At 51.0% G+C, this 17,894-nt stretch carries 17 protein-coding genes; 14 read left to right on the top strand and 3 right to left on the bottom strand.

The genetic code is table 11. The annotated features are described in order from the left end of the window. The first annotated feature begins 6 nt into the window (after window positions 1-6). Genes Q8M75_RS00370 through Q8M75_RS00345 form a run of 6 tightly spaced genes read left to right on the top strand, consistent with a single transcriptional unit; the run spans window position 7 to window position 5,947 of the window. Window positions 7-1,539 (top strand): acyl-CoA carboxylase subunit beta, encoded by a 1,533-nt coding sequence (locus Q8M75_RS00370; protein ID WP_305484964.1) that lies wholly within the window; start codon window positions 7-9, stop codon window positions 1,537-1,539. A 17-nt stretch (window positions 1,540-1,556) separates the two neighbouring features. Then, window positions 1,557-3,593 (top strand): acetyl-CoA carboxylase biotin carboxylase subunit, encoded by a 2,037-nt coding sequence (accC, locus tag Q8M75_RS00365; protein WP_305484963.1) that lies wholly within the window; start codon window positions 1,557-1,559, stop codon window positions 3,591-3,593. Window positions 3,594-3,603: 10 nt separating this feature from the next. Beyond that, a complete protein-coding gene (locus Q8M75_RS00360; RefSeq protein WP_305484961.1) occupies window positions 3,604-4,074 on the top strand; it encodes a VOC family protein in 471 nt (156 codons plus the stop codon). A gap of 10 nt (window positions 4,075-4,084) precedes the next feature. After that, the gene (tsaB, locus tag Q8M75_RS00355; protein ID WP_305484959.1) at window positions 4,085-4,825 is read left to right on the top strand and encodes a tRNA (adenosine(37)-N6)-threonylcarbamoyltransferase complex dimerization subunit type 1 TsaB; all 741 of its coding nucleotides are present in this window, start codon (window positions 4,085-4,087) and stop codon (window positions 4,823-4,825) included. 46 nt (window positions 4,826-4,871) lie between these two features. Then, window positions 4,872-5,390, top strand: coding sequence for a ribosomal protein S18-alanine N-acetyltransferase (gene rimI / locus Q8M75_RS00350; RefSeq protein WP_305484957.1), 519 nt, complete (start codon window positions 4,872-4,874; stop codon window positions 5,388-5,390). Next, entirely contained in the window at window positions 5,387-5,947 is a 561-nt protein-coding gene (locus Q8M75_RS00345) for a DNA polymerase III subunit psi (protein ID WP_305484954.1), read from the top strand. Before rimI ends, Q8M75_RS00345 begins: the two co-directional genes overlap by 4 nt. A gap of 23 nt (window positions 5,948-5,970) precedes the next feature. On the opposite strand, the gene lplT is transcribed toward Q8M75_RS00345, so the two are convergent. After that, window positions 5,971-7,290, bottom strand: a complete 1,320-nt coding sequence (gene lplT / locus Q8M75_RS00340; protein WP_305484952.1) for a lysophospholipid transporter LplT — start codon at window positions 7,288-7,290, stop codon at window positions 5,971-5,973. 50 nt (window positions 7,291-7,340) lie between these two features. Between lplT and alr the strand changes: the two genes are divergently transcribed. After that, window positions 7,341-8,441 carry an alanine racemase gene (gene alr / locus Q8M75_RS00335; protein WP_305484950.1) on the top strand — a complete coding sequence of 367 codons (1,101 nt, stop codon included), beginning with the start codon at window positions 7,341-7,343 and terminating at the stop codon, window positions 8,439-8,441. 15 nt (window positions 8,442-8,456) lie between these two features. On the opposite strand, the gene Q8M75_RS00330 is transcribed toward alr, so the two are convergent. Then, window positions 8,457-9,350, bottom strand: a complete 894-nt coding sequence (locus Q8M75_RS00330) for an outer membrane protein assembly factor BamD (RefSeq protein ID WP_305484948.1) — start codon at window positions 9,348-9,350, stop codon at window positions 8,457-8,459. On the opposite strand from Q8M75_RS00330, the gene Q8M75_RS00325 reads away from it, so the two are divergent. The 7 genes from Q8M75_RS00325 (at window position 9,344) to Q8M75_RS00295 (ending at window position 16,953) form a co-directional block, all read left to right on the top strand. After that, window positions 9,344-10,375 (top strand): RluA family pseudouridine synthase, encoded by a 1,032-nt coding sequence (locus tag Q8M75_RS00325; RefSeq protein ID WP_371131719.1) that lies wholly within the window; start codon window positions 9,344-9,346, stop codon window positions 10,373-10,375. The two genes, Q8M75_RS00330 and Q8M75_RS00325, sit on opposite strands and share 7 nt — an antisense overlap. Then, entirely contained in the window at window positions 10,365-11,171 is an 807-nt protein-coding gene (gene pgeF / locus Q8M75_RS00320; protein WP_305484944.1) for a peptidoglycan editing factor PgeF, read from the top strand. Before Q8M75_RS00325 ends, pgeF begins: the two co-directional genes overlap by 11 nt. A gap of 118 nt (window positions 11,172-11,289) precedes the next feature. Then, window positions 11,290-12,921: a class I poly(R)-hydroxyalkanoic acid synthase gene (gene phaC / locus Q8M75_RS00315; RefSeq protein WP_305484942.1), complete on the top strand. Its 1,632-nt coding sequence runs from the start codon at window positions 11,290-11,292 to the stop codon at window positions 12,919-12,921. Window positions 12,922-12,987: 66 nt separating this feature from the next. After that, entirely contained in the window at window positions 12,988-13,728 is a 741-nt protein-coding gene (locus tag Q8M75_RS00310; protein ID WP_305484939.1) for a 3-ketoacyl-ACP reductase, read from the top strand. Between the two features lie 54 nt (window positions 13,729-13,782). Continuing rightward, window positions 13,783-14,337, top strand: coding sequence for a polyhydroxyalkanoate synthesis repressor PhaR (gene phaR, locus Q8M75_RS00305; RefSeq protein WP_305484937.1), 555 nt, complete (start codon window positions 13,783-13,785; stop codon window positions 14,335-14,337). A gap of 2 nt (window positions 14,338-14,339) precedes the next feature. Then, window positions 14,340-15,698, top strand: coding sequence for a 30S ribosomal protein S12 methylthiotransferase RimO (gene rimO, locus Q8M75_RS00300; protein ID WP_305484934.1), 1,359 nt, complete (start codon window positions 14,340-14,342; stop codon window positions 15,696-15,698). Between the two features lie 70 nt (window positions 15,699-15,768). Continuing rightward, window positions 15,769-16,953 (top strand): acetyl-CoA C-acyltransferase family protein, encoded by a 1,185-nt coding sequence (locus tag Q8M75_RS00295; RefSeq protein ID WP_305484932.1) that lies wholly within the window; start codon window positions 15,769-15,771, stop codon window positions 16,951-16,953. A 28-nt stretch (window positions 16,954-16,981) separates the two neighbouring features. On the opposite strand, the gene serB is transcribed toward Q8M75_RS00295, so the two are convergent. Continuing rightward, entirely contained in the window at window positions 16,982-17,878 is an 897-nt protein-coding gene (serB, locus tag Q8M75_RS00290) for a phosphoserine phosphatase SerB (protein ID WP_305484929.1), read from the bottom strand. Between the last annotated feature and the right edge of the window lie 16 nt (window positions 17,879-17,894).

Below are 17,894 nucleotides of genomic sequence, written 5' to 3'. Positions count from 1 at the left end.
GTCAGTATGCAAGACATCATCCATCAACTCGAAGCCAAGCGCGAACTCGCGCGCCTAGGTGGCGGACAAAAACGGATTCAGGCACAGCATGCCAAAGGCAAGTTAACCGCCCGTGAGCGCATCGAATTGCTCTTGGACGCAGGCAGCTTTGAAGAATGGGATATGTTTGTTGAGCACCGCTGCACCGATTTTGGGATGGCAGATCAAACCGTACCTGGCGATGGTGTTGTCACGGGTTACGGCATGATTAATGGACGGCTGGTATTTGTGTTTTCCCAAGACTTTACGGTTCTGGGCGGCTCTTTATCCGAAGCTCATGCCGAGAAGATTTGCAAGATCATGGACCAGGCCATGAAAGTTGGCGCTCCCGTCATTGGCTTAAATGATTCGGGCGGCGCCCGCATTCAGGAGGGGGTTGCGTCCCTGGGTGGCTATGCCGATATCTTTCAGCGCAATGTGACCGCTTCGGGCGTGATTCCACAAATCTCCTTAATCATGGGCCCGTCTGCTGGCGGCGCGGTGTACTCACCGGCACTGACTGACTTTATTTTTATGGTGAAAGACAGTTCTTATATGTTTGTAACGGGTCCTGAGGTTGTCAAAACCGTGACCCACGAAGATGTAACCGCAGAAGAGCTGGGCGGAGCAGTAACCCATTCGACGGTTTCAGGTGTGTGTGATTTGGCCTTTGAAAATGATGTTGAAGCGATCATGATGCTGCGCCGCTTCTTCAACTACTTGCCCTTATCGAATAAAGAAAAACCACCGATTTTGCGCTCGGCTCGGCGCGATGAAGCGCTGGATTATTCACTGGATACCTTGGTCCCCGCCAATCCCAATCAACCCTACGACATGCATGAGTTGATTCGCAAGATTGCAGACGATGGGGAGTTCTTTGAGTTGCAACCCGATTACGCCAAAAATATTTTGATTGGTTTTGGTCGGATCGAAGGGCAAACGATTGGCATCGTCGCCAATCAACCTCTGGTTTTGGCTGGCTGCTTAGACATCAAAGCATCGATTAAGGCTGCCCGTTTTGTGCGTTTTTGCGACGCCTTTAATATTCCTGTTGTTACCCTAGTCGATGTTCCTGGCTTTATGCCAGGTACTGCGCAAGAATACGGCGGCATTATTAAACATGGCGCGAAATTACTTTACGCCTATGCAGACTGCACCGTACCCAAAGTTACCCTGATTACCCGTAAAGCCTATGGCGGTGCCTATGATGTGATGGCATCCAAGCACCTGCGCGGCGATGTGAACTTTGCATGGCCTTCCGCTGAGATTGCGGTGATGGGCCCAAAAGGCGCTGTCGAAATCATCTTCCGCGAAGAAAAAAGTGATCCCCAAAAAATCGCTGCACGTGAGGCGGAATACAAAGCCAAGTTTGCTAACCCCTTTGTAGCAGGTCGGCGTGGCTACATCGATGATGTGATCTTGCCGCATGAGTCACGTAAGCGTATTGCACGGTCACTGGCCATGCTCAAAGACAAGGACCTCAAAAATCCAGAACGTAAACACGGCAATATTCCCCTGTAATGGATAGGCATGATCACATGAAAACCACTTTATTTAAAAAGATACTGATCGCCAATCGTGGCGAGATTGCGTGCCGCGTGATTAAAACGGCCAAACGCATGGGCATTGAAACCGTTGCGGTTTTTTCTGAAGCCGATCGCGAAGCAAGGCACGTTCAGCTGGCCGATGAAGCAGTCTGCATCGGGCCTGCGCCATCGCGCGAATCCTATTTGGTGATGGACCGTATCATTCAGGCCTGTAAAGAGACTGGCGCTCAAGCAGTGCATCCGGGCTATGGATTTTTATCCGAGAACGAGCAATTTGCACGGCGCTGCGAAGAAGAGGGCATTGTCTTTATCGGGCCTAAGTTTGGGGCGATTGCTGCCATGGGCGATAAGATTGCCTCTAAAAAACTTGCGATGGAAGCAAAGGTTAATACTATTCCTGGCTTTAACGAGGCGATTGATAGTCCAGACGTCGCGGTCAACATTGCTAAGGACATCGGCTATCCCGTGATGATCAAAGCATCGGCTGGCGGCGGCGGTAAGGGCCTGCGGGTTGCGCACAATGATCAAGAGGCGTTTGAAGGTTTTGCGGCCTGCCGTACCGAGGCCCTCAATAGCTTTGGCGATGACCGCGTATTTATTGAGAAGTTTGTCGAGGGTCCGCGCCACATTGAGATTCAGATACTCGGCGATGCCCACGGCAATATCGTCTATCTCTGGGAGCGTGACTGCTCGATTCAGCGCCGCCACCAAAAAGTGATTGAAGAAGCGCCATCGCCTTTTATTGACCCAGCCACCCGCAAAGCCATGGGTGAGCAAGCCGTTGCCTTGGCACGCGCCGTCAATTACCAATCGGCCGGCACGGTCGAGTTTGTCGTTGGAAAAGATAAATCCTTTTACTTTCTGGAGATGAATACCCGCCTGCAAGTGGAGCATCCCGTGACGGAATCGATTACGGGACTGGATTTAGTAGAGCAAATGATTCGGGTTGCTGCTGGCGAAAAGCTCTCTTTTACTCAAGACCAGATCAAGCTCGATGGCTGGTCCATGGAGTGCCGGATTAATGCCGACGATCCCTTCCGCAACTTTTTACCATCCACTGGCCGCCTCGTGAAATACCGTCCTCCAGCAGAAGAAAATGGCGTACGTGTTGATACGGGTGTATACGAGGGCGGAGAAATCCCAATGTACTATGACTCGATGATTGCCAAGCTGATTGTGCATGGTCGTGATCGGATGGATGCGATTCATAAAATGCGCCACGCACTCAATCAATTTGTGATTCGCGGAATTCATTCAAATATTTCGTTTCAGGCAGCGCTCTTGCAACATCCGCGCTTTGTTTCTGGCGACTTCACAACTGGCTTTATTCCAGAAGAGTACCCCAATGGATTTCAGCGGGATTCCGTTCAGCCGGCCGATCCCAATCGCCTGGCTGCGCTCGCCACTTTCATGCGTACACGCTACCTGGAATACATTCAAGTGATTGATGGTCAGCTGCCAGGCCATGAGATGCAAATTGCCAAACAATTTGTATTGGTAACCGGCAAGCGGGTGGGTTCGATGAATGATCCCATCAACATACCAACGCGGGTTGAGCACAAAGATGGCGTCTACTCGGTTTATGTCGAAACTGCAGAGGGTATTAGTCGCTACGACATTGCTAGTGAATGGCGCCCAGGCCAAATTGTCCTCAATGCCACCATCAACGGTACGCAGTCCATATCGGCACAAGTCGAGCGCCGAGGTATTCGTTACTATTTAGTGCTCGATGGCGCCCAATACGAATGCATCGTCTTAAGTCCGCTTGGTGCCGAGATGCAGGCACGTATGCCAGTCAAGTTGCCGCCAGATACCTCGAAAATGGTCTTATCGCCGATGCCAGGTCTTTTAACTAAGTTATTAGTGAAGGAGGGCGATCGTGTTACAGCAGGCCAGAAACTCGCCTCGATAGAAGCCATGAAAATGGAAAACACCCTCTCGGCATTGCAGGACGGCGTCGTTTCTGAAATCTTGGCCAACGAGGGCGATAGCCTCGCGGTGGACCAAATCATTATTCGTTTTGAGTAAAGGACAGAGGATGAGTGACGCAAGGCCATTTCGTATTTTAGGTATCCAGCAAATTGCTATTGGTGGCGAAGATAAAGTGCGTTTGCGTTCCTTGTGGGTCGATTTGCTTGGCTTTACCTTCAAAGACACTTATGTATCGGAGCGCGAAAACGTCAATGAAGACATCTGCGCCATCGGTCAAGGTGCGTATGAGGTTGAAGTGGATTTGATGCAGCCGGTGGATATCGCTAAAAAACCCGCAGTACATCAAACGCCTCTGAACCACATTGGCCTTTGGGTCGATAATTTACAGATAGCCCATGACTGGCTCAGCAGTAAAGGCCTGCGCTTTGCTCCTGGTGGAATACGTAAAGGGGCTGCAGGCCACGATATTATTTTTATCCACCCCAAAGGTAATGATGAATTTCCATTCGGGGGTGAGGGTGTTCTGATTGAGCTGGTTCAAGCGCCGCCAGACATCATTCAAGCACTGTCGTCTTAAGGCACTGTTCTTGAAACCCATACTAGCGATCGACACTTCATCGGCTTGGTGTTCGGTTGCGCTCTCACTTGATCCGTCGGCTGAGGGCGTGGTGCTACGCCATGAATTACTGGGACCAGGAGCCAGCCAGCATCTCTTGCCATGGATTACAGAATTACTGCAGCAAGAAGGAATTACCTTACGGGACTTGGGAGCGATTGCCGTGGGTATTGGCCCAGGCGCCTTTACCGGAGTGCGCTTAGCGGTTGCAGTAGCGCAAGGCTTAGCCCTTGCTAGCCATTTACCAGTAGCACCGGTTGCAAGTCTAGATGCCATCGCTGCCAGTGCAATCGATCACCCCTGGATACAGGCAATGGATGTTAGCAAACATCAATTCACGGTGGCGATTGATGCCCGCATGGGTGAAGTGTATTGGGCCAATTACAGCGTAATGAAAGCTGCACAAGCGAGTGGCGGCAATACGGTGTTGCCAGAGCGCACGGGCGATATTCAGCTGAGTAGGCCAGAAGATGTCCAAATCGGCATAAGCGAATGCGTATTTGGCAGCGCCGTCACGCAATACTCCAGTCATTTTGAGGAGTATTTGCCATCCAGTCAGCTGGATGGATCTCTTGGGGTGAGTGCGAGCGGCGTATTACGCTGCGCAAAGGCGATGTTGGCTAAAGGGCGGCTCATTGCCGTAGATCAATTGGAGCCCTTGTATGTTCGCAATAAAGTAGCGTTAACCAGCGCTGAACGTGGTGCAAAATAGAAGCTTCTATTTTGGATTGCAGCAATCTTTTTAATTAATGCCTCAAATGACGACTACCCAGGATGCCCAGTTAACCTTCATGCCGATGCAGCCATCGGATATGCGCGCAGTTATGGCTTTGGAGGCAATATCGCATAGCCATCCGTGGACACAAGGTAATTTTTTGGATTCGCTGACTGCAGGGCATTGGGCCTATTGCATTCGGCCAGAGATGACACCCAATACAAAGTTAGCAAGTCATTTACCTGAATTGTGGGGCTATTGCATTTTGTATCCGGCTGTTGACGAATTGCATTTACTCAACATCACCATCGATCCTGCATTGCGACGCAATGGCATTGGCAGCCGTGTGATGCAAGCCATTGAGGGCATTGCGATGCGGCAAAAAATGAGTCGCATTATTCTCGAGGTGCGCCCCTCCAATATTCCTGCGGTGAAATTGTATGAGCACATGGGCTACGACATCATTGGCGTGCGGAGGGCATATTACCCGGCTGATGAAGTGACGGGGAAGCGTGAAGATGCCGGCGTCATGGCAAAATCGATTACCCTTGAGGCGCCATGAATCCCGCTCCATCCAATAACGCAAGCATGCGCTCTTCCTTTTTGAGGGAAATGGGCATTACAGAGTGGGTGGATCGCTCCGGCCTCAGCGCTACCCTGAGTACCTCAGCAGTGCCTCAAAGCAATACCCAAGCATCTCCTGAACTCACAGCAAACCCATCGGCGCATTCAGCTGAGATTAGCGGCCGCTGGATTTTTATTGGCACCAAACCCCAAGGGGATGCCCTCACTTTGTTTCAAAACATCGTGCGGGCGCTGGGCTTGCCGAATGACGCTTGGGCCTGGCAAGACCAAAAGGCGAGCATCGATGCGCTGATCGAATCAAGCACAGTACCGCTGGTAGCAATTGCATTTGGCGCGGCCAGTGCGCAGCGCTTAACGGGGGAAAATGCCCCCTTAACTGAGTTGCGTGGTGCTATCCATTCCCTGATGCACGGCGAAACAGAGGTACCTTTGATTGCAACGCTGGAATTGGCACAAGTCTTAGCAAAGCCACAAGAGAAGGCTTTACTTTGGGAAGATTTACTACTTGCCCGCTCGGTATTGCAAAGTCTTTAAACACCAAACTTATAAACTGATTCTTAGTGTTTGCTTTCGCCGATCAGGTGCAGGGAGTCATACTCCGCTTGGTTGCGAGCATGCCGGCGCATGATGAGGATCATGATGATGCTGACCGACAAACCAAAGCCAGTGATGACAAAGGCAATTGGCACATCAAGCCAGATGAGTAAGGCGTAGAGCAGCAGCATGCTGAGGACAGACAGATTTTCATTGAAGTTTTGTACCGCAATGGAATGGCCTGCGGAGAGCAATACGTGGCCACGATGTTGCAAGAGGGCGTTCATTGGCACGACGAAGTAGCCTGCAAGCCAGCCGACTAAGATCAGCAGCACATACGGCGGAATCAGATTGAGCGTGAGTTTCATTTTGTCAAACTCGATGAGCACAATCGGCGGAATCATATCGATGTGATAGATGGCCATGACGCAAACCACAAGGCCCATCACAACGCCATAGGGCAATACCTTCAAGGATTGCTTTAGGGGAATGCGGCTGGCAGCCCAGACTGCGCCTCCGGCCACGCCTACTGCAGAGATGGCCTGCAAAATAGCCCCCTGGGAAAGACTCATATTGAGCGCGACTTCAGCCCACTTGAGCACGATAAATTGCAAGGTGGCGCCAGCACCCCAAAAGAGCGTGGTTACGGCCAAGGAGATCTGACCCAAACGGTCATTCCATAGGGTTTTAAAGCAATGGGCAAAATCCACAATCAAATCGATTAGGTTTGTTTTTTGGGCGACGTAGCGAGCACCGGTATCAGGAATTTTGAGGTTAATGAGTGCGGCGATGATGTAAATCATCATAATGACCAAAATAGCGGCTTCGGCCGGTGTATCGATGCCCGTTTCAATCATCGGCAGATCAAACCCGAGTAAGCGCGATGAGACGCCGACGCTAATGAGGACTCCGCCCAAAACCGTGCCCAAAATAATGGAGCCGACAGTTAGGCCCTCAATCCAGCCATTGGCCGCTACCAAGCGTTCCGGGGGGAGCAGTTCGGTGAGAATGCCGTATTTGGCGGGCGAATAGGCAGCAGCACCAAGGCCGACAATGGCATACGATAGCAGGGGGTGGCTGCCGAACAACATGACCGCACAGCCTACAAACTTAATCGTGTTGGTGATGAACATCACATTACCCTTGGGCCTAGAGTCTGCAAACGCACCCACAAAGGCGGCCAGAAGGACATAAGACAAGACAAAGAAAAGCTTGAGCAAAGGGGTCATCCAGTCCGGAGCGTCCAGCTGGATTAGGAGTGCAATAGCCGCAATGAGGAGTGCGTTATCAGCCAGCGACGAAAAAAATTGCGCCGCCATAATGGTGTAAAAACTACGGTTCATTCGTACAATCGAGTCATTTACAGCATTAAAACATGAAAGGGGTTTCAGATATGAATCGGCCTATTTTGGCATCCATTCACATTGAGGCCTTTCGCCATAATTTGGCTCGCGTGCGTGCACTCGCTCCAGGGGCGCAAATTTGGTCGGTTGTCAAAGCCGCTGCGTATGGTCATCGCCTAGAGTCCATCTTAGAAGGCTTAAGCCAGACCAATGGATTTGCGTTACTTGATCTGCGGGACGCGAAGTGGCTGCGGAATCAAGGCTGGCAGGGCCGCATCCTATTGCTCGAGGGCTTATTTGAGGCTGAAGAGCTCGCAGAAGCAGTGTCACTGGACTGTGATTTGGTGGTCCATTGTCAGGAACAGGTGGGACTGCTTGAGCGCCTGGCCCAGCAATCTAGTCATACGTTTCAGGTTTTTCTCAAGCTCAACTCGGGAATGAACCGACTGGGCTTTTCCCCTACGACTTATCGGGATATGTACCACCGGCTCCATTCATTAGGGCATCAGGTGCACCACATGACCCACTTTGCCAATGCCGATGCGATCGATCAGAAGCCAACGGTAGGCGAACAAATGGATTGCTTTACGACAGTCACTGATGGTCTGGCTGGCCAGACTTGCCTGGCAAATTCCGCTGCCATTCTGTGGCATCGTACCGCCCTCGGTGACTGGGTGCGCCCTGGAATCATGCTGTACGGACTTTCACCGACTGGTATCCATGCGGATATTGAACATGCACACCTTCAGCCGGTGATGTCCCTAACCAGTGAAATCATTGATATCCAGCATTTAGCCGCTGGTGAGCATGTCGGCTATGGCGGTCGGTTCACTGCGCCTGAAGCAATGCGGATTGGCGTGATTGCCTGTGGTTATGCGGATGGTTATCCACGCCAGGCGCCGGACGGTACTCCGGTATGGGTTGAGTCCGGCAGCGCTGGGGCGATTTGTCCGATTGCCGGTCGCGTATCCATGGACATGATTACGATCGATTTACGCAATGCGCCGGATGCACAGATCGGAAGTAAGGTGGAGCTATGGGGGCAGATGGTTTCTGCAGACACCGTTGCTGCCGCTGCCGGCACGATTGGTTATGAACTCATTTGCGCACTAGCGCCGCGAGTGCCAGTCGAATTAATTCGCAAATCCTAAAGGGAATAACTGAGGTTATTTATTCCAGATTTGCCACCACGAGCGCTCTTTTTTGGCACGCTGTCCGGTAACGAGCATTTGGCTATCGGGAAAGTTGAGCTTAAACACCCGAATACCATCGGTACTTAAATCGGTCATGCCTAAGCGCTCGTATGACTTAATCAGAATGTAAAGCGCCTCTTCCACTGCGGGTGCACGGTCATAGTCTTTGAGTACGAGCTGCGCGCGGTTTGCTGCAGCAAGGTAGGCGCCGCGCTGAAAGTAGTAGCGCGCAACGATGACATCAGCCTCAGCCAAGGAGTTGACGATGTAGCGCATCCGGTCCAGCGCATCGGGTGCGTATTTACTGTTTGGAAAGCGATCCACCACTACCTTAAATGCCTCGAATGCTTCACGGGCTGCCTTGGGATCGCGCTCGCTTAAATCTTGACCAGTGAACTTACCTAAAAATCCCAGATCATCGTTAAAGGTAATTAAGCCTTTAAGGTAGAAAGCGTAATCAAGATTTGGACTGCCTTGGTGGAGCTTGATGAAGCGATCAACCGCTACTAAGGCTTGAGCTTGTTCGCTCGCCTTCCAGTAACAATAGGCGGCATTGATTTGGGCTTGCTGCGAATAAGGGCCAAACGGGAATCGAGCCTCGAGTTTTTCAAAGTAGCTTCCGCATTTTGCAAAATCATTGTCTTTGAGTTTTTCCGTAGCCTCACTGTAGAGCTTGGTCTCAGACCAACCATCGGTCTCATCTTTATTGCCATCGCTAGCACAGCCACTGATTAATAAGGTGGCAAGCAGAGCAAGGCCGAGCAGCAAGGAGCTGATGCGGGACGTGAATGGCAAAGCATTTGGGCTTACCTTGGTAGGCCTTACACTGTCGGCTATAACTACATATGGGTACTTCAAGCGTGGCATTGCCGAAAACTCCTGATTCGAATCCAATTGATTATATCGATGAAGAGGATTTCATTGCCCTAGAAATTCCGTGGGAGGCATCTGGCGAGCGTCTAGATAAGGTTTTGGCAGGTGCTTTGCCTGATTATTCCCGAAATCGCTTAAAAACCTGGGTTGAGGCAGGGGCGGTGACCGTAGACGGCAAGGTCACGCGAGCCCGTTACCTTTTGCGGGGCGGCGAGAGCGTCAAAGTCTATCCCCAAGAAATGCCTGAGCAATTTGCGTTTCAGGCGGAGGATATTCCCCTTGATGTGGTGCACGAAGATGCTAGTCTGATTGTGATTAATAAACCCGCAGGCTTAGTGGTTCATCCTGCTGCGGGCAATTGGTCGGGAACATTGCTAAACGGTTTGCTATTTCGTTACCCGGAGCTCGCGCAGTTGCCGCGTGCCGGTATTGTGCATCGCCTCGATAAAGAGACATCGGGCCTGATGGTGGTGGCGCGGACCGATCTGGCGCAAACAGCATTGGTACGCCAGTTACAAGAGCGCACAGTGGGACGCCGCTATTTAGCTTGGGTATGGGGAACGCCCGCAGCGCAGGGAAAAATACAAGCCATGGTGGCGCGTGATCAACGCGACCGGCTCAAAATGGCCGTCCACTCGATTCAAGGTAAGCCTGCAATTACGCTCTACCGTCGATTGGCTAATGGCCACTTTGCACAAGCGCCCGTATCGCTTTTGGAGTGCCGCCTGGAAACAGGGCGTACCCATCAAATTCGGGTGCATTTAGAGTCATTGGGATTTCCCCTCTTGGGCGATCCGGTCTATCGTAAGAAAGCGCCGAATGTGGCCAAAGACTTGCCCTTGCATAGACAAGCATTGCATGCCTATGCTTTAAGCCTGATTCATCCGGGAAGCAATCAAGTCATCCAGTGGTACCGTCTGCCGCCAGACGATCTCATGGCGCTATTGCCAGTCGTCGGGATGACTACTGCGGATTTGCCGGATGAGCCTAAGTTAGAGGTGCCCCAGCATGATGAGTGAGCACGGCAGTCAATTTCAAACCATGGACGGGCTTCGGCTACTTATTCCGAATTGGCCCGCTTCACCTCAGATTGGAGCCTTTTGTACGACCCGAGCTGGAGGCGTTAGCAAGGCACCCTTTGATAGCCTCAACTTAGGCCGCTACGTCAACGATGAGCCCCTGGCCGTGAGCGAAAATCGCGCTCGTGTGCGGGCTTTGCTCCCAGCCGAGCCGGTATGGCTGAAGCAGGTCCATGGCACTCGGGTTTGGGACGCCGATTTGGCTCCAACCGAAGAGGTCATTGAGGCCGATGCGGCGGTGACCACCAAGTCCAATACCGTTCTAACAGTGATGGCTGCTGATTGCTTACCGGTCTTGATCAGCAGTCCGGATGGTGAGGTGATTGGCGTCGCCCATGCCGGTTGGCGGGGTTTATTGGGGGGCGTTCTCGAAAATACCGTAGTTGCAATGCAGGCAAAAACAGGGCTCGGTAATGCGACCCAATACCTTGCCTGGCTTGGTCCGGCGATTGGCCCCAAGGCGTTTGAGGTGGGTGAGGAGGTGCGTTCTGCGTTTCATGATTTTGGCCAAAACCATGGCCTACCAGTGCCCGCTGAGGCATTTATGGCAGTCGATGGCAAGCCGGGCAAGTATTGGGCCAACCTCTACCAACTGGCTAGGCAGCGCCTTCAGAGCAAAGGCCTGACCCATATTGATGGCGGGGAATTCTGTACGGTTCGTGATCAAACTGACTTTTTTTCCCATCGCCGCGATGGCCTATCTGGGCGATTTGCTGCTTTTATCTGGCGCCGCTAGGCCAGGGTATAAGCTCTAGGGCTAGGGTTAGTGCTTATAACCCTTGCGCCCCATTCAAACGAGAATGAGTATGTGCGGCAAGCCGGTACGGCCTGCCTGGTTGAGAATAGAGAAAAGCATGTTTACTGGAATACCGTCTGGAAAGTCGCCAAGTTTGGCACCGCAACACATGGCCTTAATTCCGCCTGAGCGCTTATCTGAAATTCAGCAGCATTACATGACGGAATTAGCCGCCTACGTTAGTAATCCAGGCGCCTTGGAAATTAAAGATCGGCGCTTTTCAGGCAATGCCTGGCAATCGCCGTGGAGCAAAGCCATTGCTGGAATGTATTTGCTGAACTCCAAGCATCTAATGGAATTGGCGGAAGCAGTCGAGACTGATGCAAAAAGTAAGCAGCGCATTTTGTTCAGCACTCTGCAAATGGTGGATGCGCTCTCGCCATCGAATTTCATGGCGACTAATCCAGAAGTGCTCGAGCACATCATTAGCTCGCAAGGGCAATCAATTCAAAACGGTATTTTGAATTTACTGGGCGATTTAAAAAAAGGCAAAGTCTCGCAAACCGATGAAACGGCTTTTGAGATTGGCAAAAATTTAGCCACCACCGAAGGTGCTGTGGTCTTTCGCAATCACTTGTTTGAACTGATTCAATACAAGCCGCTCACTGAAAATGTATACGAGCGCCCGTTTTTGATGGTGCCGCCGTGCATCAATAAATACTACATCCTTGATTTGCAGCCCGATAACTCGGTAGTACGTTACATGGTGAGCCAGGGCCACACGGTCTTTTTGGTGTCATGGAAAAACCCCGACAAATCAATGGCAAAGGTGACCTGGGATGATTACATTGGCGATGGCGTGATTAAAGCCATCGAAGTAACGAAAGAGATCGGCGGTCTAGATCAAATTAATTTGCTGGGCTTCTGTGTTGGTGGAACCTTGGTGAGTAATGCGTTGGCGGTATTGGCGGCCCGCAAACAAAAGCCGGTGGCCAGCTTAACTTTGTTAACGACCTTGCTCGACTTTAGTGACACCGGAATCTTAGATATTTTTGTTGATGAGGACACAGTTAAGCTTCGAGAAAACACCATCGGCGGCGAGCAAGGCCAGTTTGGTTTGATGTCTGGACTGGATCTCGGCAATACCTTTTCCTTTTTACGCCCCAATGATTTGGTGTGGAACTACGTAGTTGAAAATTACCTCAAAGGCAATTCACCGCCGCCCTTTGATTTGCTGTATTGGAACGGTGACTCCACTAATCTGCCAGGCGCAATGTATTGCTGGTATTTGCGCCACACCTACCTGCAAAATGAATTGGTGAAGCCGGGCAACCTCAAGGTTTGTGGCGAAAAAGTTGACCTGTCATTAATTGATTGCCCCGCCTATATTTATGCATCACACGATGACCATATTGTTCCGTGGCATAGCGGTTATCGCTCGACTCAAATTCTCAAAGGTAAGAACCGCTTTGTACTCGGCGCATCGGGTCACATTGCTGGCGTGATTAATCCGCCCGCAAAAAATAAACGCCACTACTGGGTTAACCCAGCTTTACCAGCAAAGGCAGACGATTGGCTTGCCGGCGCTAAAGATGTTCGCGGTAGTTGGTGGCCTGACTATGTGGAATGGCTTGCCCAATTTGGCGGCAAGCAAGTAAAGGCGAGCAGCACTTTCGGTAATGCAAAGTATAAAAAAGGGATAGCAGCCCCAGGTAAGTATGTCAAAGAAAAAGTGGATGAATCAAGTTAAGTAATCAATATCAATTAATGCAATATCTTTTAGACGCAGCACATATAGAGAGAAGAGGGTAATACGATGACACAACGAATTGCTTATGTAACAGGTGGTATGGGCGGAATTGGTACCGCAATTTGCCAGCGGCTGTCTAAAAAAGGGCATTTGGTTATTGCGGGCTGTGGCCCAAATTCCCCGCGCCGCGATCGTTGGCTTGGCGAGCAAAAAGACCTGGGCTATAACTTCATCGCCTCTGAAGGCAATGTGTCAGATTGGGCGTCGACTGTAGCGGCGTTTGACAAAGTCAAAGCCGAAGTAGGCCGCGTTGACATTCTGGTCAACAATGCTGGTATTACACGGGACAGCGTCTTTCGCAAAATGACGCCAGAGGACTGGAAGGCGGTCATCGACACTAACCTCAATTCCCTGTTTAACGTCACCAAGCAGGTGATCGAGGGCATGATCGACAATAACTGGGGTCGGGTCATCAATATTTCCTCCGTCAACGGCCAAAAAGGGCAGTTTGGGCAGACCAATTACTCCACCGCTAAAGCCGGTTTACATGGCTTCACGATGGCTCTGGCGCAAGAAGTGGCCGGAAAAGGGGTCACCATCAATACGGTCTCCCCTGGCTATATTGCAACCGATATGGTCAAGGCAATTCGGCCCGATGTGCTCGAAAAGATTGTTGCCGCCATTCCAGTAAAACGCCTGGGAACCCCCGATGAAATCGCCTCCATGTGCGCCTATATCGCTTCAGATGACGCTGCATTTGCTACCGGAGCCGATTTCTCCCTCAACGGCGGCATCCATACCGGATAATTCTGGAGCTAAACTGTCGTTTATTGCATTCATGTAGTGCGGAGGATTGGGGATATGGCAACCAGAACAAAACGAGCGGGTGAAGAGCGGCTGATTAAGAAGTACCCTAATCGCCGCCTTTACGATACGCAAACCAGCACGTATGTAACCTTGGTCGATATCAAAGGCTTGGTGATGGCAAATGAGGCATTCAAAGTAGTCGATGCCAAAACCGAAGACGATCTGACGCGCAATATTTTGATGCAAATTATCTTGGAAGAAGAGGCCTGCGGTTCTCCGGTCTTTTCTTCACAGATGCTATCGCAAATTATTCGTTTTTATGGCAACTCCATGCAAGGCCTGATGGGCAATTACTTGGAAAAAACCATGCAGTCCTTTGTTGATATTCATGGGACCCTACACGATCAATCCAAAGGTGTTACTGGCGGTGCCGATGCATGGGCGCAAGCCATGAATATGCAGAACCCGATGATGCAAGGCCTCATGGGCAACTACATGGAGCAAAGCAAAGATCTGTTTATGAAGATGCAAGAGCAGATGCAAAGTTCGCAAAGTATGTTTAAGGGATTTCCTTTTACACCTCCCACGCCTAAAAAAGAAAACGACTAGTTGTGGCGGGCAAGGTTGGTTTTGTTTCCTTAGGATGCCCTAAGGCGCTAGTTGATTCAGAGCTCATCCTCACGCAATTGAGCGCGGAGGGTTATGAGACCGCAAAGGATTACTCCGGCGCCGATCTAGTCGTAGTCAATACCTGCGGCTTTATTGATTCGGCTGTCGAAGAGTCTCTTGCAGCCATTGGTGAAGCCTTGTCTGAAAACGGCAAGGTGATTGTGACGGGCTGCCTTGGCGCGCGTAAAAATGACGATGGCTCTGATTTAATTAAAAGCATTCATCCTAAAGTGCTTGCAGTAACGGGGCCTCATGCCACAGCCGAAGTGATGCAAGCAATTCATTTGCATTTACCCAAGCCCCACGACCCGTTTACTGATTTACTGCCGCCTATTGGCGTCAAGCTCACACCAAAACATTACGCCTATTTAAAGATATCGGAAGGCTGTAACCACCGCTGTACGTTTTGCATCATTCCTAGCATGCGTGGTGACTTAGTATCTCGGCCGATTGGCGAAGTCCTGCTCGAGGCAAAGCGTCTATTTGAATCTGGCGTGAAAGAACTACTCGTTGTGTCGCAAGATACCAGCGCCTATGGCGTTGATGTGCAATACCGCACCGGCTTCTGGGATGGCAAGCCTCTCAAAACAAAGATGCTGGATTTAGTCAGCGCCCTTAATCAAATTGCGCGTGAACATCAAGCGTGGGTACGCTTGCATTACGTCTATCCCTATCCGCACGTCGATGATGTATTGCCGATCATGGCTGAGTTTAAAGAGCATGGCTATGGACTCTTGCCTTACCTTGACATTCCATTGCAGCATGCCCATCCCGATGTGCTCAAGCGGATGAAGCGTCCTGCTAGTGGTGAGCGTAATTTAGATCGCATAGAGGCATGGCGCGCAACTTGCCCTGAGTTAGTCATCCGCAGCACTTTCATTGCTGGATTCCCCGGGGAAACTGAAGAAGAGTTTAGCTATTTATTGGATTTTTTAGATCAAGCGCAAATTGATCGAGCGGGGTGCTTTGCCTATTCTCCGGTGGCGGGTGCCACAGCCAATGCACTGGAAGGCGCCCTGGATCAGTCGATTCGGGATGAGCGCCAGGCCCGATTTATGGCCAAAGCCGAAGCAATTTCGGTTAATCGACTCAAAAGTCAGGTGGGCAAACGCATCTCCATTTTGGTTGATCAGGTAAGCGAGGCGGGTGGATTTGGCCGCACCGCGGGCGATGCCCCCGAAATCGATGGAATCGTGCGGATTTTGCCGATCAGTAAGCCGTCCAAGCGCTATCGGGTGGGGGATTTTGTGCGCGGAACAATCGTAGATACACAGGGGCACGACCTAATTGCTCAATTGTAGGCAATCAGGTAAAAAAGCCTTTAGAGAATGAATGCTTTTCAGATGCAATGCTTAATTTAAGGGGATTACTATGAGTCGTGAAGTCGTTGTATTAAGTGCGGTCCGTTCCGCCATTGGTGCCTTTAATGGCAGTCTGAGTAGCATGGAGCCATCCGAACTCGGCGGCATCGTCATGAAAGAAGCGGTCGCGCGGTCCGGCGTTAATCCCCAAGATATCAATTACGTTACGGTCGGTAATACCATTCCAACCGATAGTCGCTATGCCTACGTTGCGCGCGTTGCCTCGATTCAGGCAGGCTTACCAATGGAGTCGGTAGCGATGTCTTTAAATCGCCTGTGCAGCTCTGGCCTGCAAGCGATTGTTACGACCTCGCAAGCCATCATGCTCAATGATTGCGACTATGGCGTTGGCGGCGGTGTTGAAGTGATGTCGCGCGGTATGTACGGTTCGCCTGCAATGCGCAGTGGTGCACGCATGGGCGATACCAAAATGATTGACCTGATGGTTGCTGTGTTAACCGATCCATTTGGCGTTGGACATATGGGTGTGACTGCGGAAAACCTCGCTGAAAAATGGAAGCTGACGCGTGAAGAGCAAGATGCGTTTGCGGTTGAGTCACATCGCCGTGCTGCCGTTGCCATTAAAGAGGGTCGCTTCAAGTCCCAAATCGTTCCAATTACGATTAAGTCGCGCAAAGGCGATGTGGTATTTGATACCGACGAACATTGCAAGCCTGACACTACGATGGAAACGCTAAGTAAGATGAAAGCAGTTTTCAAAAAAGAGGGCGGTACCGTGACTGCAGGTAATGCATCTGGCATTAATGATGGCGCAGCCTTCTTTGTCTTGGCCGCTGCTGATGCTGCTGCGAAAGCCGGTCAAAAGCCGATTGCCCGCTTAGTGTCCTACGCTGTTGCTGGTGTGCCCAATCACATTATGGGCGAGGGTCCCATCCCTGCATCTAAAATTGCATTGACGCGCGCGGGATTAAAGTTGGATCAGATTGATGTGATTGAATCCAATGAGGCCTTTGCTGCTCAGGCATTGGCGGTTACCAAAGGTCTGGGATTAGATCCTGCTAAGACGAATGTGAACGGCGGTGCGATTGCCCTTGGTCATCCGATTGGTTGCTCAGGCGCTGCGATTGCAACCAAAGCGATTCATGAATTACAGCGCGTGAATGGCAAGTACGCTTTGGTCACCATGTGTATTGGTGGCGGTCAAGGCATCGCGGTGGTATTCGAGCGTTTGTAAAACTGGATCGATTGCGTAAGGAAACGCGTTACGCAATCAACGCCAATGTGGCGTCTAAGCCGACTCGGTCAAACGCCGCGTCGGCTTTTTCTTTGACCAAGGGCTTGGCTCGGTAGGCAATGCTGAGACCCGATCCATCCATCATCAATAAATCATTAGCGCCATCACCGATGGTAATAGTCGCAGTCTTTTTACAGCCCAAGGCCTTGCATGCATTTTTTACATGCATCGCCTTGCCGCTCGCATCCACGATATCGCCGAGCACTACACCGGTTAATTTGCCATCCTGAATTTCTAAGGTATTGGCATGCGTTTCTGTAAAGCCGAGATCGCGCTGCATGCGCTGCGTAAAAAAGGTAAAGCCACCAGAGACCAGAATGGTATGCAAACCCGCTGCATTGGCAGCGCCTAGCAATTCAGTTGCACCCGGATTAGGTCGGAGTCGTTCTCGGTAAACCGCTTCCAGTACCAATTCTGAAATGCCGTTAAGTAGTGCAACACGGCGCCGCAAACTTTCACTAAAGTTGGCAATCTCACCGCGCATGGTGGCCTCGGTAATTGCTGCTACCTCCGCTTTCTTGCCAGCAAAATCGGCAATCTCATCAATGCACTCAATATTGATTAAGGTGGAGTCCATATCCATCGCCAAAATCCGTAGGCGACTGGGATTAAAGGCGGGGGCTAAAAATGCCAGATCAAGGCTAAGGGTAGAGGCCAGCTTTCGAAAGGCCTCACGCTCGGTTGGAGCAAGCTCGCGGGACACTTGCCAGCGCTGTGCGTGGGTGTTGCCAACCGCGATGGAGCCCAGTTGATCGTAGGGCTTGAGGGATAGACCTAAATTGGTGGCCAAATTGCCCAAGGTATTGGATAAGCCGCGATCGATCGGGGCCGTGGATAGGACAACAATAATTTGACCAAGACTCATAGTGGGCTACTCATAA

The organism is Polynucleobacter sp. (assembly GCF_030693775.1).
Taxonomy (GTDB): domain Bacteria; phylum Pseudomonadota; class Gammaproteobacteria; order Burkholderiales; family Burkholderiaceae; genus Polynucleobacter.
This window is presented reverse-complemented; position numbering and strand designations above follow the sequence as displayed.

Excerpts from the sequence above, each read along its gene's own strand:
- Q8M75_RS00370 (WP_305484964.1), top strand. The coding sequence starts at position 7 with ATGCAAGACATCATCCATCAACTCGAAGCCAAGCGCGAACTCGCGCGC.
- accC (WP_305484963.1), top strand. The coding sequence starts at position 1,557 with ATGAAAACCACTTTATTTAAAAAGATACTGATCGCCAATCGTGGCGAG.
- Q8M75_RS00360 (WP_305484961.1), top strand. The coding sequence starts at position 3,604 with ATGAGTGACGCAAGGCCATTTCGTATTTTAGGTATCCAGCAAATTGCT.
- rimI (WP_305484957.1), top strand. The coding sequence starts at position 4,872 with ATGACGACTACCCAGGATGCCCAGTTAACCTTCATGCCGATGCAGCCA.
- Q8M75_RS00345 (WP_305484954.1), top strand. The coding sequence starts at position 5,387 with ATGAATCCCGCTCCATCCAATAACGCAAGCATGCGCTCTTCCTTTTTG.
- lplT (WP_305484952.1), bottom strand. The coding sequence starts at position 7,290 with ATGAACCGTAGTTTTTACACCATTATGGCGGCGCAATTTTTTTCGTCG.
- alr (WP_305484950.1), top strand. The coding sequence starts at position 7,341 with ATGAATCGGCCTATTTTGGCATCCATTCACATTGAGGCCTTTCGCCAT.
- Q8M75_RS00330 (WP_305484948.1), bottom strand. The coding sequence starts at position 9,350 with ATGCCACGCTTGAAGTACCCATATGTAGTTATAGCCGACAGTGTAAGG.
- pgeF (WP_305484944.1), top strand. The coding sequence starts at position 10,365 with ATGATGAGTGAGCACGGCAGTCAATTTCAAACCATGGACGGGCTTCGG.
- phaC (WP_305484942.1), top strand. The coding sequence starts at position 11,290 with ATGTTTACTGGAATACCGTCTGGAAAGTCGCCAAGTTTGGCACCGCAA.
- Q8M75_RS00310 (WP_305484939.1), top strand. The coding sequence starts at position 12,988 with ATGACACAACGAATTGCTTATGTAACAGGTGGTATGGGCGGAATTGGT.
- phaR (WP_305484937.1), top strand. The coding sequence starts at position 13,783 with ATGGCAACCAGAACAAAACGAGCGGGTGAAGAGCGGCTGATTAAGAAG.
- Q8M75_RS00295 (WP_305484932.1), top strand. The coding sequence starts at position 15,769 with ATGAGTCGTGAAGTCGTTGTATTAAGTGCGGTCCGTTCCGCCATTGGT.
- serB (WP_305484929.1), bottom strand. The coding sequence starts at position 17,878 with ATGAGTCTTGGTCAAATTATTGTTGTCCTATCCACGGCCCCGATCGAT.